Origin of the sequence: Flavobacterium sp. WC2421 (genome assembly GCF_040822115.1) — a bacterium.
GTDB lineage: Bacteria > Bacteroidota > Bacteroidia > Flavobacteriales > Flavobacteriaceae > Flavobacterium.
Map to the genome: position 1 here is coordinate 3,720,678 of NZ_CP162004.1, position 19,413 is coordinate 3,740,090.

At 33.5% G+C, this 19,413-nt stretch carries 18 protein-coding genes; 12 read left to right on the plus strand and 6 right to left on the minus strand.

Going from position 1 to position 19,413, the window contains the following annotated elements; translation table 11 throughout:
* Positions 1–27: 27 nt before the first annotated feature.
* Entirely contained in the window at positions 28–3,468 is a 3,441-nt protein-coding gene (locus AB3G33_RS15855) for a methylmalonyl-CoA mutase family protein (RefSeq protein ID WP_367771442.1), read from the minus strand.
* A 258-nt stretch (positions 3,469–3,726) separates the two neighbouring features.
* Between AB3G33_RS15855 and AB3G33_RS15860 the strand changes: the two genes are divergently transcribed.
* Together AB3G33_RS15860 and purU are read left to right on the plus strand one after the other, a co-directional pair.
* Complete coding sequence (locus tag AB3G33_RS15860) at positions 3,727–4,434, plus strand: DUF4197 domain-containing protein (RefSeq protein ID WP_367771445.1); 708 nt, start codon at positions 3,727–3,729, stop codon at positions 4,432–4,434.
* 32 nt (positions 4,435–4,466) lie between these two features.
* On the plus strand, positions 4,467–5,321 hold the full coding sequence (purU, locus tag AB3G33_RS15865; RefSeq protein WP_367754580.1) for a formyltetrahydrofolate deformylase: 855 nt from the start codon (positions 4,467–4,469) through the stop codon (positions 5,319–5,321).
* Positions 5,322–5,594: 273 nt separating this feature from the next.
* On the opposite strand, the gene AB3G33_RS15870 is transcribed toward purU, so the two are convergent.
* Entirely contained in the window at positions 5,595–6,365 is a 771-nt protein-coding gene (locus tag AB3G33_RS15870) for an alpha/beta fold hydrolase (protein ID WP_367771448.1), read from the minus strand.
* A gap of 146 nt (positions 6,366–6,511) precedes the next feature.
* On the opposite strand from AB3G33_RS15870, the gene AB3G33_RS15875 reads away from it, so the two are divergent.
* On the plus strand, positions 6,512–6,658 hold the full coding sequence (locus tag AB3G33_RS15875) for a hypothetical protein (RefSeq protein WP_367771450.1): 147 nt from the start codon (positions 6,512–6,514) through the stop codon (positions 6,656–6,658).
* Here the strand turns inward: AB3G33_RS15875 and AB3G33_RS15880 are convergent.
* On the minus strand, positions 6,653–7,453 hold the full coding sequence (locus tag AB3G33_RS15880; RefSeq protein ID WP_367771452.1) for an ABC transporter substrate-binding protein: 801 nt from the start codon (positions 7,451–7,453) through the stop codon (positions 6,653–6,655). The genes AB3G33_RS15875 and AB3G33_RS15880 overlap by 6 nt on opposite strands.
* A gap of 286 nt (positions 7,454–7,739) precedes the next feature.
* Complete coding sequence (gene pyrF / locus AB3G33_RS15885) at positions 7,740–8,567, minus strand: orotidine-5'-phosphate decarboxylase (protein ID WP_367771455.1); 828 nt, start codon at positions 8,565–8,567, stop codon at positions 7,740–7,742.
* Positions 8,568–8,991: 424 nt separating this feature from the next.
* Between pyrF and AB3G33_RS15890 the strand changes: the two genes are divergently transcribed.
* From AB3G33_RS15890 to AB3G33_RS15915, 6 genes are all read left to right on the plus strand, one after another.
* The gene (locus AB3G33_RS15890; RefSeq protein WP_367754589.1) at positions 8,992–9,555 is read left to right on the plus strand and encodes a helix-turn-helix domain-containing protein; all 564 of its coding nucleotides are present in this window, start codon (positions 8,992–8,994) and stop codon (positions 9,553–9,555) included.
* 11 nt (positions 9,556–9,566) lie between these two features.
* The gene (locus AB3G33_RS15895; RefSeq protein WP_367754591.1) at positions 9,567–10,013 is read left to right on the plus strand and encodes a response regulator; all 447 of its coding nucleotides are present in this window, start codon (positions 9,567–9,569) and stop codon (positions 10,011–10,013) included.
* Position 10,014: 1 nt separating this feature from the next.
* Positions 10,015–11,799: a CHASE3 domain-containing protein gene (locus AB3G33_RS15900; RefSeq protein WP_367771459.1), complete on the plus strand. Its 1,785-nt coding sequence runs from the start codon at positions 10,015–10,017 to the stop codon at positions 11,797–11,799.
* Positions 11,800–12,130: 331 nt separating this feature from the next.
* Complete coding sequence (locus AB3G33_RS15905; protein ID WP_367754595.1) at positions 12,131–12,274, plus strand: lmo0937 family membrane protein; 144 nt, start codon at positions 12,131–12,133, stop codon at positions 12,272–12,274.
* 13 nt (positions 12,275–12,287) lie between these two features.
* Positions 12,288–12,587, plus strand: coding sequence for a hypothetical protein (locus tag AB3G33_RS15910; protein ID WP_367771462.1), 300 nt, complete (start codon positions 12,288–12,290; stop codon positions 12,585–12,587).
* Between the two features lie 240 nt (positions 12,588–12,827).
* Positions 12,828–13,148 (plus strand): hypothetical protein, encoded by a 321-nt coding sequence (locus AB3G33_RS15915; protein WP_367771465.1) that lies wholly within the window; start codon positions 12,828–12,830, stop codon positions 13,146–13,148.
* An 85-nt stretch (positions 13,149–13,233) separates the two neighbouring features.
* Here the strand turns inward: AB3G33_RS15915 and prfA are convergent, their stop codons facing one another.
* Together prfA and AB3G33_RS15925 are read right to left on the minus strand one after the other, a co-directional pair.
* Entirely contained in the window at positions 13,234–14,310 is a 1,077-nt protein-coding gene (gene prfA, locus AB3G33_RS15920; protein ID WP_367771467.1) for a peptide chain release factor 1, read from the minus strand.
* A 449-nt stretch (positions 14,311–14,759) separates the two neighbouring features.
* Entirely contained in the window at positions 14,760–15,242 is a 483-nt protein-coding gene (locus AB3G33_RS15925; RefSeq protein WP_367771470.1) for a hypothetical protein, read from the minus strand.
* Positions 15,243–15,488: 246 nt separating this feature from the next.
* On the opposite strand from AB3G33_RS15925, the gene AB3G33_RS15930 reads away from it, so the two are divergent.
* The 3 genes from AB3G33_RS15930 (at position 15,489) to AB3G33_RS15940 (ending at position 19,390) form a co-directional block, all read left to right on the plus strand.
* Positions 15,489–16,136 (plus strand): DUF1801 domain-containing protein, encoded by a 648-nt coding sequence (locus AB3G33_RS15930; RefSeq protein WP_367771473.1) that lies wholly within the window; start codon positions 15,489–15,491, stop codon positions 16,134–16,136.
* 286 nt (positions 16,137–16,422) lie between these two features.
* Positions 16,423–18,729 (plus strand): DNA topoisomerase 3, encoded by a 2,307-nt coding sequence (locus AB3G33_RS15935; RefSeq protein WP_367771476.1) that lies wholly within the window; start codon positions 16,423–16,425, stop codon positions 18,727–18,729.
* Positions 18,730–18,901: 172 nt separating this feature from the next.
* Positions 18,902–19,390 carry a DUF6265 family protein gene (locus AB3G33_RS15940; RefSeq protein WP_367754613.1) on the plus strand — a complete coding sequence of 163 codons (489 nt, stop codon included), beginning with the start codon at positions 18,902–18,904 and terminating at the stop codon, positions 19,388–19,390.
* Positions 19,391–19,413 lie beyond the last annotated feature (23 nt).

Below are 19,413 nucleotides of genomic sequence, written 5' to 3' on the forward strand. Positions count from 1 at the left end.
TTATGGAATGCAAAAGTGGTTCTCTGCTTACATATTTCTTCTGTATTGTCCACCCACTTCAAATAAAGCGGCAGTTATTTGTCCTAACGTACATACCTTAGTTGCTTCCATTAAGTGGTCAAATAAGTTTTCATTTTCAATTGCTGCGTCTTGTATGCGGTCCAATTGTTCTTTTACTTGCATTGCATTGGCTTTATGTAAGTTTTCCAAGGTATGAATCTGGAATCGCTTTTCTTCTTCCGTTGCACGAATCACTTCAGCAGGAATCACTGTTGGCGACCCTTTGGAACTTAAAAACGTATTTACTCCTATGATTGGGAATTCCCCAGTATGTTTCAACGTTTCATAATACAAACTTTCTTCTTGAATTTTAGAACGTTGGTACATGGTTTCCATAGCACCAAGAACTCCTCCTCTTTCAGTTATTCTATCAAATTCTTGCAGAACAGCTGCTTCAACAAGATCCGTTAATTCTTCAATGATAAACGAACCTTGAATTGGATTTTCATTTTTGGCTAGACCTAACTCTTTATTAATAATCAATTGGATTGCCATGGCACGACGTACTGATTCTTCTGTAGGTGTTGTAATCGCTTCATCATACGCATTGGTATGCAAAGAATTACAGTTGTCATAAATAGCATATAATGCTTGTAATGTGGTACGGATATCATTGAAATCTATCTCTTGCGCATGTAAAGAACGTCCAGACGTTTGAATATGGTATTTCAACATTTGCGCTCTTTCGTTAGCTCCGTATTTAACTTTCATGGCTTTCGCCCAAATTTTACGTGCCACACGACCAATAACTGCATATTCAGGATCTACTCCGTTCGAAAAGAAGAACGATAAGTTAGGTCCAAAATCATTGATACTCATTCCACGACTCAAATAGTATTCTACATACGTAAATCCATTTGAAAGTGTAAATGCCAATTGTGTTATTGGGTTTGCACCCGCCTCAGCAATATGGTATCCCGATATTGAAACCGAATAAAAATTACGAACATTGTTAGTAATAAAATATTCTTGAACGTCTCCCATTAAACGCAAAGCAAATTCGGTAGAGAAAATACACGTATTCTGCGCTTGATCTTCTTTTAAAATATCAGCCTGAACCGTTCCACGAACTTGTGAAAGTGTTCTAACTTTAATTTCATTATATACGTCTAAAGGCAATACTTGATCTCCTGTTATTCCTAAAAGGAACAAACCTAAACCATTATTCCCTTCGGGTAAATCACCATTGTAAACAGGGCGATTAACTCCTTTTTCTTTATATATTTTGCTAATTTTAGCTTCTACTTCTTTTTCTAAATCATTAGCTTTGATGTACAACTCACATTGTTGATCAATAGCAGCATTCATAAAGAAACCAAGCAGCATAGGCGCTGGTCCATTGATTGTCATACTTACCGAAGTCATAGCATGTACCAAATCAAAACCTGAATACAATTTTTTAGCATCATCTAAACAACAAATAGAAACTCCAGCATTACCAATTTTTCCGTAAATATCAGGACGCAAATGCGGATCATTACCGTACAAAGTCACACTGTCAAAAGCAGTTGATAAACGCTTAGCCGGTAAACCTGCACTTACATAATGAAAACGCTTGTTAGTTCTTTCCGGTCCACCTTCACCTGCAAACATACGTGATGGATCTTCTCCTTCTCTTTTAAAAGGATACAATCCGGAGGTAAAAGGGAATTCTCCTGGTACATTTTCTTGTAAACACCATCTCAATATATCTCCCCAAGCTTCGTACTTAGGCAAGGCAATTTTTGGAATTTGGGAGTGCGATAACGATTCCGAATGTGTTTTTATTTCAATAACCTTATCTCTAACTTTAAACGAGTAGATCGGGTTTTTATATTTGTTTACTTTTTCATCCCAAGTCAAGATTACTTCCCAATTGTAAGGATCTAAATCCATTTTTACTTTATCAAATTGATTCAATAAAAGGTTAAGAAAGATATTATTTTCATCGTGCTCTTTGATTGCACTTGGATAAACCGAAGTATCGTCAAGTCCAGTTTTAGTAATCACTGGAACATTTCCAGAAACCGATTCTATAGTTTTGAAAATACCATACAATTTTTGAGCTACTTTTTGTTGGCTCAAAGCGGTTTCATCATATTTTCTGTTGCTTTCGGCAATTTCAGACAAATAACGGGTTCTGTGAGGTGGAATTACGAAGATCTTCTCACTCATTTCACGCGTTACTTCAAAGGTTGATTTCAAGTCGGAATCCGTTTTCTCTACAATTTTATCCATAATGGATTTGTAAAGCGTATTCATTCCCGGATCATTGAACTGTGAAGCAATAGTTCCAAAAACAGGCATATCATCTGGATTTGCATCCCATAGATTATGATTGCGTTGGTATTGTTTTTTTACATCACGAATAGCATCTAATGCGCCACGTTTATCAAATTTATTCAATGCTACTAAATCAGCAAAATCAAGCATGTCGATTTTTTCTAATTGTGTTGCAGCACCAAATTCTGGTGTCATTACGTATAACGAAACATCAGAATGGTCCATAATCTCGGTATCCGATTGACCAATTCCTGAAGTTTCCAAAATGATGATATCGTATTTTGCCGCTTTGATTACTTGAATCGCATCAGCAACATATTTTGATAAGGCTAGATTGGATTGACGTGTTGCTAGAGAACGCATATACACTCTAGGACTATTAATCGCATTCATACGAATTCGATCTCCAAGAAGCGCTCCTCCTGTTTTACGTTTTGATGGATCAACCGAAATTAAACCAATGGTTTTCTCTGGAAAATCGACTAGAAAACGACGAACTAATTCATCTACTAATGATGATTTTCCAGCTCCACCAGTACCAGTAATTCCTAGAACGGGTGTTTTGCAGTTTTTATTTATTTCATGAATGGCATCCAATGCTGGTTTCGCAATTTCAGGAAAATTCTCTGCCGCCGAAATTATTCTAGCAATAGCTGTTGGATTTTTGGAAGCCAATTGCGCTACTTCATCCGTTAATTTGTCTCCAGTAGGAAAGTCTGATTGTTGAACTAAATCATTAATCATTCCTTGTAATCCCATCGAACGCCCATCATCTGGCGCATAAATTCGGGTGATTCCGTAAGCTTGTAATTCCGCAATTTCAGAAGGCAAAATTACTCCTCCTCCTCCTCCGAAAATTTTAATATGTCCTGCTCCTTTTTCTTTTAGCAAATCATACATGTATTTAAAATACTCATTATGGCCTCCTTGATAGGAAGTCAAAGCAATTGCATTAGCATCTTCTTGAATAGCGGTATTCACCACTTCTTCAACACTACGATCATGCCCTAAATGAATTACCTCTACTCCTGTAGACTGAATAATTCTTCTCATGATATTTATAGCTGCATCATGACCATCAAATAATGAGGCTGCAGTGACAATTCTTACTTTATTCTTAGGAATATACGGTGTTTGTGGATTCATTTTGAGAATATGATAATTTTAAGGGTGCAATTTACAAAAATTTTTAATGATTGTTCTATGTTCCTTTGAGATGTTAATAAAAAAGCAATAATCTTCTAAATTAGCCCCGATGGAAGTGGCATCCCACGCTTTTGGGCGTGGATACAACGGACAGCGGGACAATTGTTCCTAAATATAACATAAAGTTTATGCTTCTATAAAAAATTATGCAACTCTATTTGAATTAAATAGTATTTTTGGTCTAAATAAAATAAAATTATGAAAAAATTAATAGCAATTATAGCCTTGTTTTCTCTTTCTAGTTGTGCTGAATTACAACAAATTGCCAATCAATATCCGACCCTTGGAACTGTGGGAAGTGTTAATATTGCAGGTGGTTTGCGAGAAGCTTTAAACAATGGAATTTCTAAACAAGTTACAAAGCTAACAGCGACTGATGGGTTTTTGAAAAATGAAGCTGTAAAGATCTTATTGCCACAAGAATTGCGAAAAGTTGATTCGGCTTTAAGAAGCGTAGGTCTTAGCTCGCTGGCAGATGAAGGTTTAAAAGTACTGAATCGTGCTGCCGAAGATGCTGTAAAAGAAGCAACTCCTATATTTGTAGATGCCGTAAAAAACATGACTTTTACGGATGCTAAAACTATTTTATTAGGCAATAATACTGCTGCAACTGCTTATTTACAAAGTAGTACTTCGACTGCGTTGTACGGCAAATTTAATCCTGTAATCAAGAATTCATTTAGCAAAGTTGGAGCTGATAAAGTGTGGTCTAACATCATCACTAAATACAACAGTATTCCACTGGTTAACAAAGTAAACCCTGACTTAACGGACTATGTTACGAATCAAGCGATGGATGGTGTTTTTAAAATGATTGCCGTTGAAGAATTAAACATAAGAACGAATATCACTGCAAGAACTTCTCCTTTATTACAATCTGTTTTTGCTATGCAAGACAAAAAATAATTAATACCTATTCTCAAAAATAATTATCCAAAATGCAAAAGATTACCTTACTCATTCATTGCAAAGACCAAAAAGGAATTATTGCCGCAGTAACTAATTTTATACTAAAAGTAGAAGGAAACATTACCTATATCGATCAACATGTTGATGTAGAACAAAATGTTTTTTTCATGCGTTTAGAGAGCCAATTGACCAATCCTGAAATTAGTTTAGCGGCTATAAAAGAAGATTTTGAAAAAACCATTGCCCATGATTTCAATATGGCTTGGGATTTTTATAATAAAGATTTAAAACCAAAAATGGCTTTGTTTGTTTCTAAATACAACCATTGTTTATATGATATTTTAGGTCGCTATAGTGCTGGAGAATTAAACGTTGAAATTCCTTTGATTATTAGCAATCACATGGACTTGAAACCTATTGCGGATCAATTTAATATTCCGTTTTATCATGTTCCTTTTACAAAAGACAATAAAGAAGAAGGAGAGAAAAAACAGATTGAATTATTGAAAGAATTTGAAGTGAATTTTATTGTTTTGGCAAGATACATGCAAATCATCACGCCGAAACTGATATCGCTTTACGAAAATAAAATCATCAACATTCACCATTCCTTTTTGCCCGCTTTTCCAGGTGCAAAACCGTACCATTCGGCATTTAAACGAGGTGTAAAGATTATTGGAGCAACAAGTCATTATGTTACTGAAGAACTAGACGAAGGACCCATTATTGAACAAGACATCTCTCGGGTATCCCATATTAATTCAGTAGATGACTTTATAATGAAAGGTCGAGATTTAGAACGAATTGTTTTGGCAAGAGCCATAAAACTACATGCCGAAAGAAAAGTAATGACCTACAGTAATAAAACAGTCATTTTTCTTTAAAATGATTTTTTTTTATCATGAAAATAGCTCACTTAATGTGGGCTATTTTTATAGAAATACATTCCTAAGATAAAAAGAATTTAATAACGCATTGATATACAGACATAAAGCGTAAAAACTAAAAATCTTAACTTATACACAACAAACTAATAACACAATATTAACAGCTTTACGCTTCCTTATATATGATCTTTGCAGAGTAATAAACTGGTTATTTATTATTTGGTTTTGGTTAGTTAAAGAATTGCCGGCATCTTAGGATGCCGGCATTTTTTATTTAGTTCTATTCATAAAAGAAAGAACCTCTTTATTGAAAACAAGAGGTTGCTCTACATTTACCACATGACCACAATTTTCTATTACTAATAGACTCGAGGATTTATAATGATTTTCAACCACCTTGCGAACGGCTGGTAAAAACATATAGTCTTCCTCTCCCATAACATATAGCGTAGGAATATTCAACTCTACCTGACGAAACCATTTTAGAACGGGATTAATTTCGGCAGTGAGTTTAAACCATTTAATAAATTCTTTTTGGTATAATTTTTTGGCTTCATTTATAAAAAGCAGTCGAGATTGTTTGTGGCTTTTTTTAGGCATAATCACAAAGGCGAAAAACCGATATAAAACCAAATAAGGTAAAACATACTTAAAAGCATTACCCAATTTCATTAAAATCTGTGAACGAAAATTCATTTTCAATATGGCGCCACCAAGAATCATACTTTGTACGCGTTGGGGATACATTTCGGCCAATTGTCTAATTAAGATAGTTCCCATTGAAATACCAATAAAATGCGATTTTTCAATTTTAAGATGATCCAGCACTTCCAAAATATCATTGGCCAAAGCCGAAAAAGTATATTTTTGCTTAAAAGCGGTTTTTAAAGTAGTTTTAGATGCTCCATGACCTCGCAAATCCAATAGCAATACATTATAATGCTTTTGAAAATCCCTAATTTGCTTGAACCAAATAGAAGAACTTCCACCTGCACCGTGTACAAAAGTCACCCATTGCTTTGCCTGTTGACTTTCGATCAAGCTAGCAACATTTTTATTTTCATAAATTGTATAACAAATCACCGTTTTTTGGCAAAAATAGTACATTAATTCTAAATCTCAATCTTAACTAATTTTTAAGTATTTTATAAGAATCAAAAAAACTAAATTTGCAAAAAATTACGATTATGATTGGCTTACTGAAAGAGAAGAATGAAATTGAGAAACTCCAAGAAGAATATAAAAAATTAGCAGACACAAACTTTAAAGTGGACGCTACTATCAAAACTGAAATCCCAAAAGAAGAATTAGTTCTTGAAGAATGTGAATCATAGTTTTTGATGTAACATTTTGAAATAATCAAAGGCTTTTAGCAAGCGGCTACCGTACCACGAAAACATTTCTCCATCTACCAAGACAGTTTGCGCTTTATCCGTATAGTTGCTTATTTCATATCCATCTTCTTTTTTAAACGGATAAGGTTCAGAAGACAGAAAAATAAAATCGGGATCACCATCTTGAACAATTTCTTCTATGGCAACTTCGGGATAACGTCCTTTAGTGTCATATATGTTCTTGAAGTGGTTGAGTTTTAATAATTCGTTTATAAAATTATCCGAACCCGCCACCATATAAGGATTTTTCCAAATAAAATAGGCCGCTTTCTTCACTGGAATGTCCTTTATGAAATTTTTAAAATCGCTCAAGGCAAAAGCCAATTTGTCGTTCCATTTTTGGGCCTCGGTTCTACAATTAAACAGCTGACCAAAATCAGATATCATTTGGAAATTATCTTCAATTGTAATGATATTTGTAACCCAAACAGGGCATATTTCGCTTAATCTTTCAACAATTTCTTGGGTGTTCTCCTCTTTGTTGCAAATGATAATATCTGGTTCTAATAGACGGATTTTTTCATAATGCACTTTCTTAGTTCCTCCTACTTTAGTTTTGGTGGATTTAAAATGATAAGGATGTACACAAAACTTCGTTATCCCAATTATTTTAGCCTCTTGCCCCAAGTCATACAATAATTCAGTTTGCGAAGGCACAAGAGAAATAATTCGTTTTGGCGAAGTTATAAAGGTGTGTGAAGTCCCAAGTTGATCGATGAAAGAAATTTGTTTCAAGTTTTTTTGTTTAAAGGTTTAACCACAAAGTTCGCAAAGGACACAAAGGATTTTTTTAAGTTGCAAAGTTACGGAGACTCAAAGTTACAAAGTTCGTAGGTTTTAACTTGAGGTTTGAATTTCATAATTCGATCAGCGAATTTTAAGTACTAAAAACGTTAAACTTTTTAAAACCATGTAGGTATGAAGAAAAATCAAGACCTCTCTTTATAGACAATCCAAAACTTTAAACTTTAAACCTGAAACTTTAAACTAAATTACCCACAAACTGAGACAACTTGAAACTTTAAACCTGAAACTTTAAACTTACAATAGCCTCCATCTCCTGTTGCATTTTCAAGGCTTCTTCTCTTGCTTTGACGGCAAAATCAGTTCCGTTTGAGGCATAGATAATTGCTCTTGAAGAGTTGATCAATAACCCTATGTTGTCGTTCATTCCGTATTTGCATACTTCTGAAAGGCTTCCACCTTGTGCTCCTACTCCCGGAACTAGCAAGAAACTATCTGGAACAATTTTTCGAACCTCTGTAAAATATTCTGCTTTGGTAGCACCAACCACATACATTAAGTTTTCGCTGTTTTTCCAAGATTTAGAGGTTTCAAGTACTTGCTTGTACAATTCTTGTCCGTTCACAAGTAAAGTCTGAAAATCAAATGCACCTTCATTAGAAGTCAGCGCCAACATGATAGTATGTTTGTTTTCGAAAGCTAAGAAAGGCTCTACCGAATCTTTCCCCATATACGGAGCAACAGTTACACTATCAAAGTTTAAATCTTCAAAAAAAGCTTTGGCATACATCGAAGACGTATTTCCTATATCTCCTCGTTTTGCATCGGCAATCGTAAAAATTTCAGGATAATTGGCATTGATATATTGGATTGTTTTTTGCAAAGCCAACCATCCTTTTATACCGTAAGCTTCAAAAAAAGCAATATTGGGTTTGTAAGCAACACATAAATCATGTGTTGCATCAATAATAGCTTTGTTAAACTCAAAAATAGGATCTTCTAAATCTAAAAGATGTTTTGGAATTTTATTTAAATCGACGTCCAGACCTACTGCGAGGAATGATTTCTTGATTTTGATTTGTTCAATTAGTTCTTGTGTAGTCATTTTTCTTGTAGTTGTGCGACAAAATTACAAACATAGAGTTAATATCGGTTAGAATACTACGATAAAATTCCATTTAATTTACAAAATTAAAATCCGTAGTTCTCAGTTTAATGAAATCTTTACTACCCAACAAATTGACTATTTGTAAGTTCTTTTTTTAATACCATACAAATGAAATGGAACTGTAAAAGCGTAAAACAACTGTTAAAAAAAACACAAAATACAAGAAACTGCTACTAGAGTCTATTTTAATAACCAAAAAAATCTCACAAATAATCCGCTAATAATCAACACACAACTATTATTTTATTGTCGAAAATTTCATAATTTCACGCCTAAAATTTAAAAAAATGATAGTACGAATGGGTATTCAATAAATTTAGTATTAACATTTTTATATCTTTACTAATTAACAAAAATGCTTATGAAAGTACATTTGAAGTTTGACTATGCTCAGTTAACAAAAAAGATTGTCCAAGAAAAACTATCCGAATTAGGATATAAATACAATTATATTGGGTTTGGTGAATTCAATTTTTTAGAAAAAGTACCTACTGCAAAAATAAAAGAAATCACTTCTATTTTCGATGAGTATGGTATAGAAATAGTTGAAAATCAAAAAAGCATATTAGTTCAAAAAATTAAAGACACCATCGTTGAAATGGTTCACAATGACGAGCAATTAAATATAAAAAGCTCCGTATACATTGCTGATAAATTAAACATGAGTTACGCCTATTTGTCTAATCTATTTTCAGAAGTCACTTTTACTTCGATTGAAAACTTTATTATAATTCAAAAAATAGAATTAGCAAAACAATTAATGCTTAACACCTCATTGAACATAACTGAAATTTCCATTCAGTTGAACTATTCCAGTGTAGCGCATTTAAGCACACAATTCAAAAATATGACAGGCATGACTCCTTCCGTTTTTCAAAAGTTAATTAACAAACGAAAAGAACAATTAGATAAAAATAACAGCTAAAACAAGACTCTATGACTACTGATTACATAAATATTTGCCTTGCAGACGATGACGAAGACGACAGGTTGTTTTTTACAGACGCTTTTGACGAATTGAAAATAAATACAAAAGTGAGCACTTTTAAAGATGGTGTAGAGTTAATGAATTACTTAAACCATTTTGATGCTGTTTTACCTAACATTTTATTTTTAGACTTAAACATGCCAAAAAAAAATGGTCTCGAATGTTTATTGGAAATAAAAAAAAATAAAACCCTAAATGATATTGTCGTTGCCATCTATTCAACCTCATCATCAGAAGAACATATCGATGAGACTTTTATAAATGGTGCTAATATTTATATTAAAAAGCCAAGTGATTTTGATAGTTTAAAAAAAATACTTTCTGACGTGGTGACCATTAACTGGCAATACCATACCTCTGGTTTAAATAAAGATAATTTCTTAATGAGAATGTAAAATGAAATATATTCAGCTTCATAAATCGCCGCTATTTTTAAAAATAATTTTTATTATCTCAGTAACGATTATATTTTTTATTGGCGCTATTACTTTTAAACACATTACTGTTCTAAAAAAAACATCCAATTGGGTAAGTAATAGTTATGAAGTAAATATTGAACTGGAGCGTTTAATTTCTTACCTAAAAGATGCCGAAACTGGAGAAAGAGGTTATATATTGACTAAAGAGAAAAGTTTTCTTGAACCTTATATTGCATCTAAACATTTAATCAAAAATTCTTTCAAGAAAGTAACCTTATTAACTGTCAACAGTAGGACTCAACAAGCAAATTTAAAAAAATTAATATTCCTCATTAATACCAGACAAAACTACCTTTCCAAAACATTGTATCTTGTTGAGCAGGAAAATTATGATCAGGAAGTTTTTAAAAGTTATTTAGAAATTGGAAAAAAAACAATGGATTCTATACGAGATAAAATAGAAGAAATGATTATTGTTCAAAAAAGACTTTTACAAAACAGGCAATTGGATTATGAGTCCACTATGAGTTATACTCCGCTACTTATTTATCTCACCCTCTTAGTGACGTTAGTTTTAATTACGATTGCATTTATTAAAATGAATCAGGACTTAGTGACCCTTAAAAATACAATTAACACACTTTCAGTTGCCAATGAAGCCAGTAATCTTGCGGAGATTGTGGGAGGTTTTGGAAGTTGGCAATTCAATTTAAATACAGAAACCTTTGCTTTCTCAGATAATGAATATCGCTTATTAGGATGTGAACCTCAATCTTTTAAGGCAAGTCTCGAAGAATTTTACAAATTTGTTCACCCAGACGATTTACAACACGTAATTGACAACGCGAACAACATTCCTATTGAAACAACTTTACCTGCATTTACTTATAGAATTATCAGAAAAGATGGCGAAATAAGATATTTCAGAGCTTTAGGACGAGTTGTAACAGTAGCTTCTGGCGAGAGAACACATATAGGAACTACAAGTGATGTAACTGAGGAAGTGTATGCTAATAACTTTATTGAAGATCGAAATAGAGAATTAGAAAGTAACAATAAAGAACTAACGGCATTCAACTACATTGCGAGTCACGATTTACAAGAACCACTAAGAAAAATTGAAACTTTTCTCTCAAGATTAGTTAGTAAAGATTATAACAATTTATCTAAAGCAGGACAACAATACGTGACCAGCATACAATATTCTGCTAATCGAATGCGTATTCTTATTGAAGACTTATTGCAATTCTCTAGAACTAATAAAACTGAAAAAGCTTTTGAAGACGCTGATTTAAATTCCTTATTAGAAAATGCAAAACAAGAACTAGCTCAAATAATTGAAGATAAAAATGCAAGTATTGAAAATACTGAATTACCTCATTTAAAAGTAATTCCATTTCAAATGCAGCAGTTGTTTATTAATTTAATTGGTAACTCATTAAAATATAGCAAAGAAGACAGCAGTCCAATCATTCAAATTAATTGTTCAACAATCAGTGCTAATAACGAAGAATTATTACCTAACAACAATCTGAACTATTATAAAATCACCATTAATGACAACGGAATCGGATTTGAGCAAGAATATGCTAAAAAGATTTTTATCCTCTTTAATAGACTTCACAACAAAAACGAATATAACGGAACAGGAATTGGTTTGGCTATTTGTAAAAAAATAGTAGAAAACCACAAAGGATTTATATTTGCCAATGGAGTATTGAATCAAGGTGCTACATTTACTATTTTTCTCCCTGAGGCATAAGAGTCAACCATATACTATCTTCTAAACTCAATAAAAGATACTTCAACTCCTGATAAAACGCACAAAAAAAATCTCTTTTTGGCATGTATCAGTCTGCAATAAGTTTTAAATTATATAAGACCACATTTAAATTCTGTAATAAAAATCGAAATTGATGTAACAAACTTTTGCTATCAACTATCGATCTTTGTATATATAAAACAAATCTTTAAATAAGATGCTGAATTAGAACATTTATAAAAGAATATGGGTTGCTTTATTAATGACGGGAATAACCAAATTAATGCAAGCAGCTAATACACTTTAATTATTAATTATATATAAAAACATCATGCAAAATTTATTATACATTGTAGCAGTAGTATTAGTAATACTATGGGCATTAGGATTCTTCGTTTATAGTTTAGGAAGTATTATTCACATATTATTAGTAATAGCTGTTATTGCAATTTTACTAAGAGTGATAAGAGGGTAATTAGATAAAACAAATGAAAAACAACAATTTAACAATAGGAATACTTGGAGGTTTCGTATTAGGATCTTATTTAGGAATTCTATTCACCCAAGAAAAAAGAGAAATTGCTAAAAATAAAATAGTTGACAACACCAACAATTTAAAAAAAATGGTAAAACACTCAACTAATATATTGAATGATACAATTTCTGAAAAAATAAATAGCCTAAAAAATCAATCACAACAATTGAAAGAAAACGCTATAGTACTTATAGAACAAGAAAAAACAAAATTAGAAAATATAAAAGACATTAATAAATCAGTCTTTTTATAATAGCAAGCGAATTAAATGTACAGTAAAAAACCGTACTATTTTAAAAAGCACATTCAATCTAAACATAAGAGTATTCAATAGCTTGCTACACTACTAATTCTATGTTTAATACGATGATCAATTGTATGAAAAATGTCCTTTTTAATGATTTTCAAGCAGTCAAAATAAAGGTGCTAAAAAACGGTTTAGTACATATCTATTTTAGACTTATATATGTAATAAAACCATAATAATACCAGAATGAAAAATTCAATACCACTATTAGGATTTTTTTTAATAGCAATTAGTTTGGCATCTTGCAAAACCCAAGAAGAAAAAAAAGCAGAACAAGTTACTAATAATTATGTTCGTTTTGTAGATTCGATCAGTCATAAAAATACTGATGATATACTAGCAAATTGGGATTCTATTAATACGTCTTTCGAAAATAAAACAGCTGAAATAAATACTGAAATTGACAAATTAGAGGACAATCATGATTTTGATGCCAAAATCGATTCGGCTATCGCCAAATATGAAGTTTTAAAAAAATCAGTCCTTCTACTAAAAGAAAACAAGTAAATATTCAAGAACTAAAACTAAAAAAAATGCCACACTAATTAGTAGTATGGCATTTTTATGTATTCAATATTTTTATTCTGTTTTCTTAAAAAACCTCACTGGCTTCTTTCAGTTTCTCCATGTTGTTCACTAATGCTAGTTCGTCAACAATTTTTTGAATATCACCATTCATAATGTTTCCTAGGTCATACAGGGTTAAACCAACTCTATGGTCCGTTACACGGCCTTGTGCGTAATTGTAAGTACGAATTTTAGCAGAACGGTCACCTGAACTAACTTGAGACGTACGTGTAGTAGCATCTTCAGCTTGTTTTTTGGCTAATTCTTGTTCGTATAAACGAGAACGCAATACGCCAAAGGCTTTATCCTTATTCTTGTGTTGTGATTTTTGATCTTGACATTGTGCTACCAATCCAGTTGGAATATGCGTCAAACGCACTGCCGATTTGGTTGTATTTACTGATTGTCCACCAGGTCCTGACGAACAAAAGAAATCCACACGTACATCATTCATATCAATTTGCACATCAAATTCCTCTGCTTCTGGCAATACCATAACAGTCGCTGCTGAGGTGTGCACACGTCCTTGCGTTTCCGTTTGTGGTACACGTTGCACACGGTGAACACCCGCTTCAAACTTCAATGTTCCATAAACATCCTCACCAGTAACTTCAAAGATTACCTCTTTAAATCCACCCGAAGTTCCTTCATTCATATCCACAACTGACGTTCTCCATCCGCGGCCTTCACAGTATTTAGTGTACATACGGAATAAATCCCCTGCAAAAATACTCGCTTCATCCCCACCCGTTCCGGCACGAATCTCCACCATCACATTCTTCGCATCTTCAGGATCTTTAGGAATCAACATAAATTTAATTTCTTCCTCTAGTTCTGGTAATCTTTCCTTTGCTTCGTCCAGTTGCATCTTGGCCATTTCGGTCATATCTGCATCACTACCGTCAGCAATTATTTCATTTGCTTCATCAATATTAGCCATAAGTAGCACGTATTCGTCTCTCTTTTCAGCCAATGCTTTCAAGCTTTTATACTCTTGATTCAATTGCACATAACGTTTCTGATCAGAAATAACATCCGGCTGGATAATCAAATCCGATATCTCATCGAAACGTTGTTTTACTATTTGAAGTCTATCTAACATAATCTTAGTCCTTTATTTGGAGTGCAAAAATACGAAATTTTTGTTTAAAGTGTAATGTTTAAAGTTCCAAGTTTTTTCTGGAGCTATTTCCTGCTATCCGCTGTATTCCCGATAATAAAAACTAAGGCTAAAAAAAGCCTAGTTTTTCTAAATCGGGAGATGCCGCTACTATCAGGGCTAGCGCATTTGTTATAGAAAGATTAATACAATTCCACAAACAAAGTCATTGCGAGGAACGAAGCAATCTCACGATCAAAAGCAAATCCAATAAATTATCTACGCGGATAAACTGGATGAGATCCCTCATTCTTCGGAATGACAAGAATATAGCAAAGGTCTTAATATAAAAAACCAACGATTCAAGCAATACTTATTTCGTATTCTTAAACCGTTGGTTTTAGTGTATTAGCTAAGTTAGAAAAGACAATAATTCATTCCTCGCTTGCAGATTATTTATCAACGCAATCGACACTTGTTAATTTATATTTTACATTATCATAATCGATAGGTTGCCCTTTAACAAAATAAGACTTTCCAAAATAGTATTCTATTTTTCCATTTCCTAAAATTAGGCTATCTCCCCTTTTTAGAAATGCCATTGGGTTACTAAATATTTTTACTTTGTCCGCTCCCTGATAAAAAGAATAGTCTACTAATAGCGTATCTCCATGGAATGATCCCGTGATTTTTCCAATCTTTTTTGGCTTAGCATAAAGACTCATTATCATATCCCCAGTTATTTTATTGTCTTTTGAAGTAATCATTTTCATTTCGATAGTATCACTTTCATACAACGCTTTATAGCAAGCTACGTTGGCAGAATTTTCAGCCTGTACTTCAGTAGCTTTAGTATCTTTTTGACTTTGCTCTTTTTTACAGCTTTGGAGTCCAAAGCATGATAATAGCAATAAAAATAGACCTAGATTTTTCATAATAGTAAACAGTTTAGTTTATAAATTGGTGAATATTTACTACTAATTTACGAATAAATAGCGTGATTTAACGCCTATTTTCAGTTTAATATTAGGACTGTCCGCAAATCGAACCAAACGTTCTTTATTTGGCTACTTTGAAACAAGTGAAAATATTTATTTAAAGCACTTTGTAGCATTTACAAAACGTTTTTTTATACTTTTATAAAACTAAAAGCTACTTCAAAATTTAAAACTACATCAACAATGAATCTCAAAGTCGACGACTTTATTAGTAATGCTAAAAAATGGCAGCCCGAAATGGAGCAATTACGACAATTGTTACTCGATTGTGGTCTGACCGAAGAGTTCAAGTGGCGCACGCCTTGTTATAGTTTTCAAGGGAACAACGTAGTTTTAATAGCCAGTTTTAAATCATTTTGTGCGCTTAGTTTCCTCAAAGGTTCGTTGCTACAAGATACCAACGGAATGTTAGTACAACCGGGAGAAAACAGCCAAGCAGTCCGTTTTTTTAAATTTACTAATGTATCTGAAATTGAGGAACTAAAACCTATCCTGAAAAACTACATTTATGAAGCGATTGAGGTCGAAAAAGCGGGTTTAAAAGTAGCTTTCAAAAGTAATAAAGAATTAGAGTTAGTAGATGAACTGAAAGCTATTTTAGATAAAAACCTAGCTTTAAAAGCAGCTTTTGAATCCTTAACTCCAGGACGACAACGGGCATATAACTTGTTTTTTGAAGCTGCGAAACAATCCAAAACTAGGGAAACCAGAATAGAAAAATACATTCCCCGCATTCTTGACGGTAAAGGAATCAATGATTGTGTTTGCGGTTTATCTAAAAAAATGCCCAGTTGCGACGGTTCACACAAATCCATTTGTGGAGAAAAATAAACGACACCCTTCAACCTCCTATTGCATTAGTTATTATTGAAAATAAAACGTTCTCACTAGCCCTGATGGAAGCGGCATCTCCCGATTTAGAAAAACAAGGCTTTTTTAGCCGTAGTTTTTATTATTGGGAATACAGCGGACAGCAGGACCATTCGTTTTTATAAATCCTATTTATTCTGCTCCTAAAAAACCTGGCAATTTACTACCCGTTCATAACTCCCGACGATTTTTTTTTAATACCAATTTCTAAATTCCTAATTTGCGCCATCAAAATCAGTAGAAGAAAATGAAGGTCTGTATTGCCGAAAAACCAAGTGTAGCACGTGAAATCGCATCCGTTTTAGGAGCCAATACCAAGCATGATGGCTATTATGAAGGCAATGGTTATGCGGTAACCTATACTTTTGGTCATTTATGTACCTTGAAAGAACCTAACGATTACAAATCCTATTGGAAAAGTTGGGACTTGAACAACTTGCCCATGCTTCCTGAAAAATTTGAGACTAAAGTAGTTTCTAATTCAGGAATTCAAAAGCAATTTAAAATTATAAAAGGATTATTTGACAAGGCCACTTTAGTCATCAACTGCGGGGATGCGGGACAAGAAGGAGAACTGATCCAGCGCTGGGTGATGAATGAAGCCAATTACAAAGGCGAAGTGCAACGCTTGTGGATTTCGTCCCTAACCACCGAAGCTATTAAAGAAGGTTTTGAGAATTTAAAACCATCGGCCAACTACGATAATTTATACTATGCCGGTTTTTCAAGAGCCATAGGTGACTGGTTACTGGGTATGAATGCCACCCGTTTGTACACCGTAAAACATGGCGGTTACAAGCAAGTATTGTCTATAGGACGCGTACAAACGCCTACATTAGCGATGGTAGTCGATCGCTGGAAGGAAATAGAAAATTTTAAGCCACAACCCTATTGGGAATTGCAAACCTTATATAGAGAAACACTTTTCAGCTATGAAGAAGGTCGTTTTTTGAAAAAGGAAGACGGAGAAATTTTGGCCAATAAAGTCAAAGAAAGTGAATTCGAAATTGTTTCTGTAGAAAAAAAGAACGGAAATGAGTTTGCACCTAAGTTATTTGATTTAACTGGATTACAAGTATATTGCAATACAAAATTTGGTTTTACAGCTGATGAAACGCTTAAAATAGTACAGACTTTGTATGAACAAAAAGTAGTCACCTACCCCAGAGTAGACACCACTTTTTTACCAAACGACGTCTATCCAAAAGTACCCGGAATTCTACAAAAGCTGACTAATTATGCTGCATTAACGCAACCGCTTTTAGAAAAAAAGATTAAAAAATCATCTAAGGTTTTCAACGATAAAAAAGTAACAGATCACCATGCGATTATTCCTACGGGAATTCAATCGAACTTGCAATACAATCAGCAGCAAGTCTATGATATTATTACAAAGCGTTTTATAGCTGTATTTTATGATGATTGCTTGGTAGCTAATACCTCAGTGATTGGGAAAGCAGCCGATGTACTGTTCAAAACTACTGGAAAAGAAATCTTAAAAAAAGGATTTCGAGTTGTTTTTGAAGATCCAAATGCCAAAGAAAAAGAAGCCGATTTATTACCCAGTTTTACTGTGGGTGAGAAAGGACCTCATCAACCTTCCTTTTTAGAAAAGGAAACCAAACCACCCAATCAGTTTACGGAAGCTACGTTATTGCGTGCTATGGAAACTGCAGGTAAACAAGTTGATGATGAAGATTTACGGGAATTGATGAAGGAAAATGGCATCGGACGACCGTCAACACGAGCCAATATTATTGAAACCTTGTTCAAACGCCAGTACATTGTAAGAAATAAAAAACAAGTATTGCCAACCCCAACAGGAATTCAATTGATAGACACGATTCAAAATGAATTAGTAAAATCAGCGGAACTGACGGGATCTTGGGAAAAGCAATTGAAAGATATCGAAAAAGGAACTTTTACCGCTGGTGCTTTCATCAATAATATGAAACGCATGGTCGAGGCCTTAGTCTATGAAGTACGCAGTGAAACCAAACGTGCTAATATTTCGCATGTGGGTAATATTCAAAAAGAAGTAGCTAAAGTAGAAAAAAAGAAAGCGGCTGGAATCATGGCAGAAGCCTGTCCTAAATGTAAAAAAGGTACAATTATAGCAGGAAAGTCGGCTTATGGTTGTACCGATTATAAAGCGGGTTGCACTTTTTTATTGCCTTTTACTTTTATGGAGAAAAAAATATCCGAGAATCAATACCTGCGATTGCTACAAAAAGGATCCACTGTAAACTTGAAAGATTTTAAAACGGATACAGGTACTGTAGAAGGATTACTGCGATTTGATGAAAACTTCAATTTAAAATTAGAACCCAAAAAAACGGCTGCTCCTGCTCCTGCAAAGAATACAACTGCTGACATGCTGGCTTGTCCCAAATGCCAAAAAGGAACCGTTATAAAAGGAAATACAGCTTATGGGTGCAGCAATTACAAACTGGGCTGTGATTTCAAAGTCCCTTTTGATGTGGTTCGAACAAAACTAAAAGATCAAAAACCGACCAAAGAATTGGTTCATACTATTTTGAAAGAAAGCATTTAAGATACTTTTTTTTAGGAGCTTCTTCCAGCTATCCGCTATATTCCCGATCATAAAAACTACGGCTGAAAAAGCCTTGTTTTTCAAAATCGGGAGATGCCGCTTTTATCTGGGCTAGTTGTGTATATTTTTCCTAATTTTGTATCCGTTCAACAAACAATAATTCGAAATCAAGATGTTTAAAAAAATAACTTTACTACTGCTGATCGTAACATTGCTATCCTGCAAGAAATCAGATTCATCTGATAAGAATGAAAAAGACAAGATAAAAACTGCCCATTGGTTACTGGGAACTTGGGAAAACAAAACTGCCGAAGGAAATTTATCAGAGACTTGGGAAAAAGTAAATGACAGTACATATGAAGGGCAATCGTATTTCATAAAAGGAAAAGACACGATTCACTTTGAAACCATTCAATTGCAACAAAAAGGAGAAGAATTAACTTATAATGCTAACGTACAAGGGCAAAATGAAGACAAACCGGTTCCTTTTAAACTAACTAAAACCACCGAAAAAGAATTGGTTTTTGAAAATCCAAAACACGATTACCCTCAAAAAATAAGCTACAAAAGCGTTTCAAAAGACAGTTTAATAGCGGAGATTTCAGGTATGCAATCAGGCAAACCAAGCTCCGAAAAATATGTGATGACGAAATCTAAATAGTACCGATTTAAGAAAAAATACAA

Bases quoted from the DNA above. Each gene is read 5' to 3' on its own strand.
- AB3G33_RS15855 (WP_367771442.1), bottom strand. From the start codon at position 3,468: ATGAATCCACAAACACCGTATATTCCTAAGAATAAAGTAAGAATTGTC.
- AB3G33_RS15860 (WP_367771445.1), top strand. From the start codon at position 3,727: ATGAAAAAATTAATAGCAATTATAGCCTTGTTTTCTCTTTCTAGTTGT.
- purU (WP_367754580.1), top strand. From the start codon at position 4,467: ATGCAAAAGATTACCTTACTCATTCATTGCAAAGACCAAAAAGGAATT.
- AB3G33_RS15875 (WP_367771450.1), top strand. From the start codon at position 6,512: ATGATTGGCTTACTGAAAGAGAAGAATGAAATTGAGAAACTCCAAGAA.
- pyrF (WP_367771455.1), bottom strand. From the start codon at position 8,567: ATGACTACACAAGAACTAATTGAACAAATCAAAATCAAGAAATCATTC.
- AB3G33_RS15890 (WP_367754589.1), top strand. From the start codon at position 8,992: ATGAAAGTACATTTGAAGTTTGACTATGCTCAGTTAACAAAAAAGATT.
- AB3G33_RS15895 (WP_367754591.1), top strand. From the start codon at position 9,567: ATGACTACTGATTACATAAATATTTGCCTTGCAGACGATGACGAAGAC.
- AB3G33_RS15900 (WP_367771459.1), top strand. From the start codon at position 10,015: ATGAAATATATTCAGCTTCATAAATCGCCGCTATTTTTAAAAATAATT.
- AB3G33_RS15905 (WP_367754595.1), top strand. From the start codon at position 12,131: ATGCAAAATTTATTATACATTGTAGCAGTAGTATTAGTAATACTATGG.
- AB3G33_RS15910 (WP_367771462.1), top strand. From the start codon at position 12,288: ATGAAAAACAACAATTTAACAATAGGAATACTTGGAGGTTTCGTATTA.
- AB3G33_RS15915 (WP_367771465.1), top strand. From the start codon at position 12,828: ATGAAAAATTCAATACCACTATTAGGATTTTTTTTAATAGCAATTAGT.
- prfA (WP_367771467.1), bottom strand. From the start codon at position 14,310: ATGTTAGATAGACTTCAAATAGTAAAACAACGTTTCGATGAGATATCG.
- AB3G33_RS15925 (WP_367771470.1), bottom strand. From the start codon at position 15,242: ATGAAAAATCTAGGTCTATTTTTATTGCTATTATCATGCTTTGGACTC.
- AB3G33_RS15930 (WP_367771473.1), top strand. From the start codon at position 15,489: ATGAATCTCAAAGTCGACGACTTTATTAGTAATGCTAAAAAATGGCAG.
- AB3G33_RS15935 (WP_367771476.1), top strand. From the start codon at position 16,423: ATGAAGGTCTGTATTGCCGAAAAACCAAGTGTAGCACGTGAAATCGCA.
- AB3G33_RS15940 (WP_367754613.1), top strand. From the start codon at position 18,902: ATGTTTAAAAAAATAACTTTACTACTGCTGATCGTAACATTGCTATCC.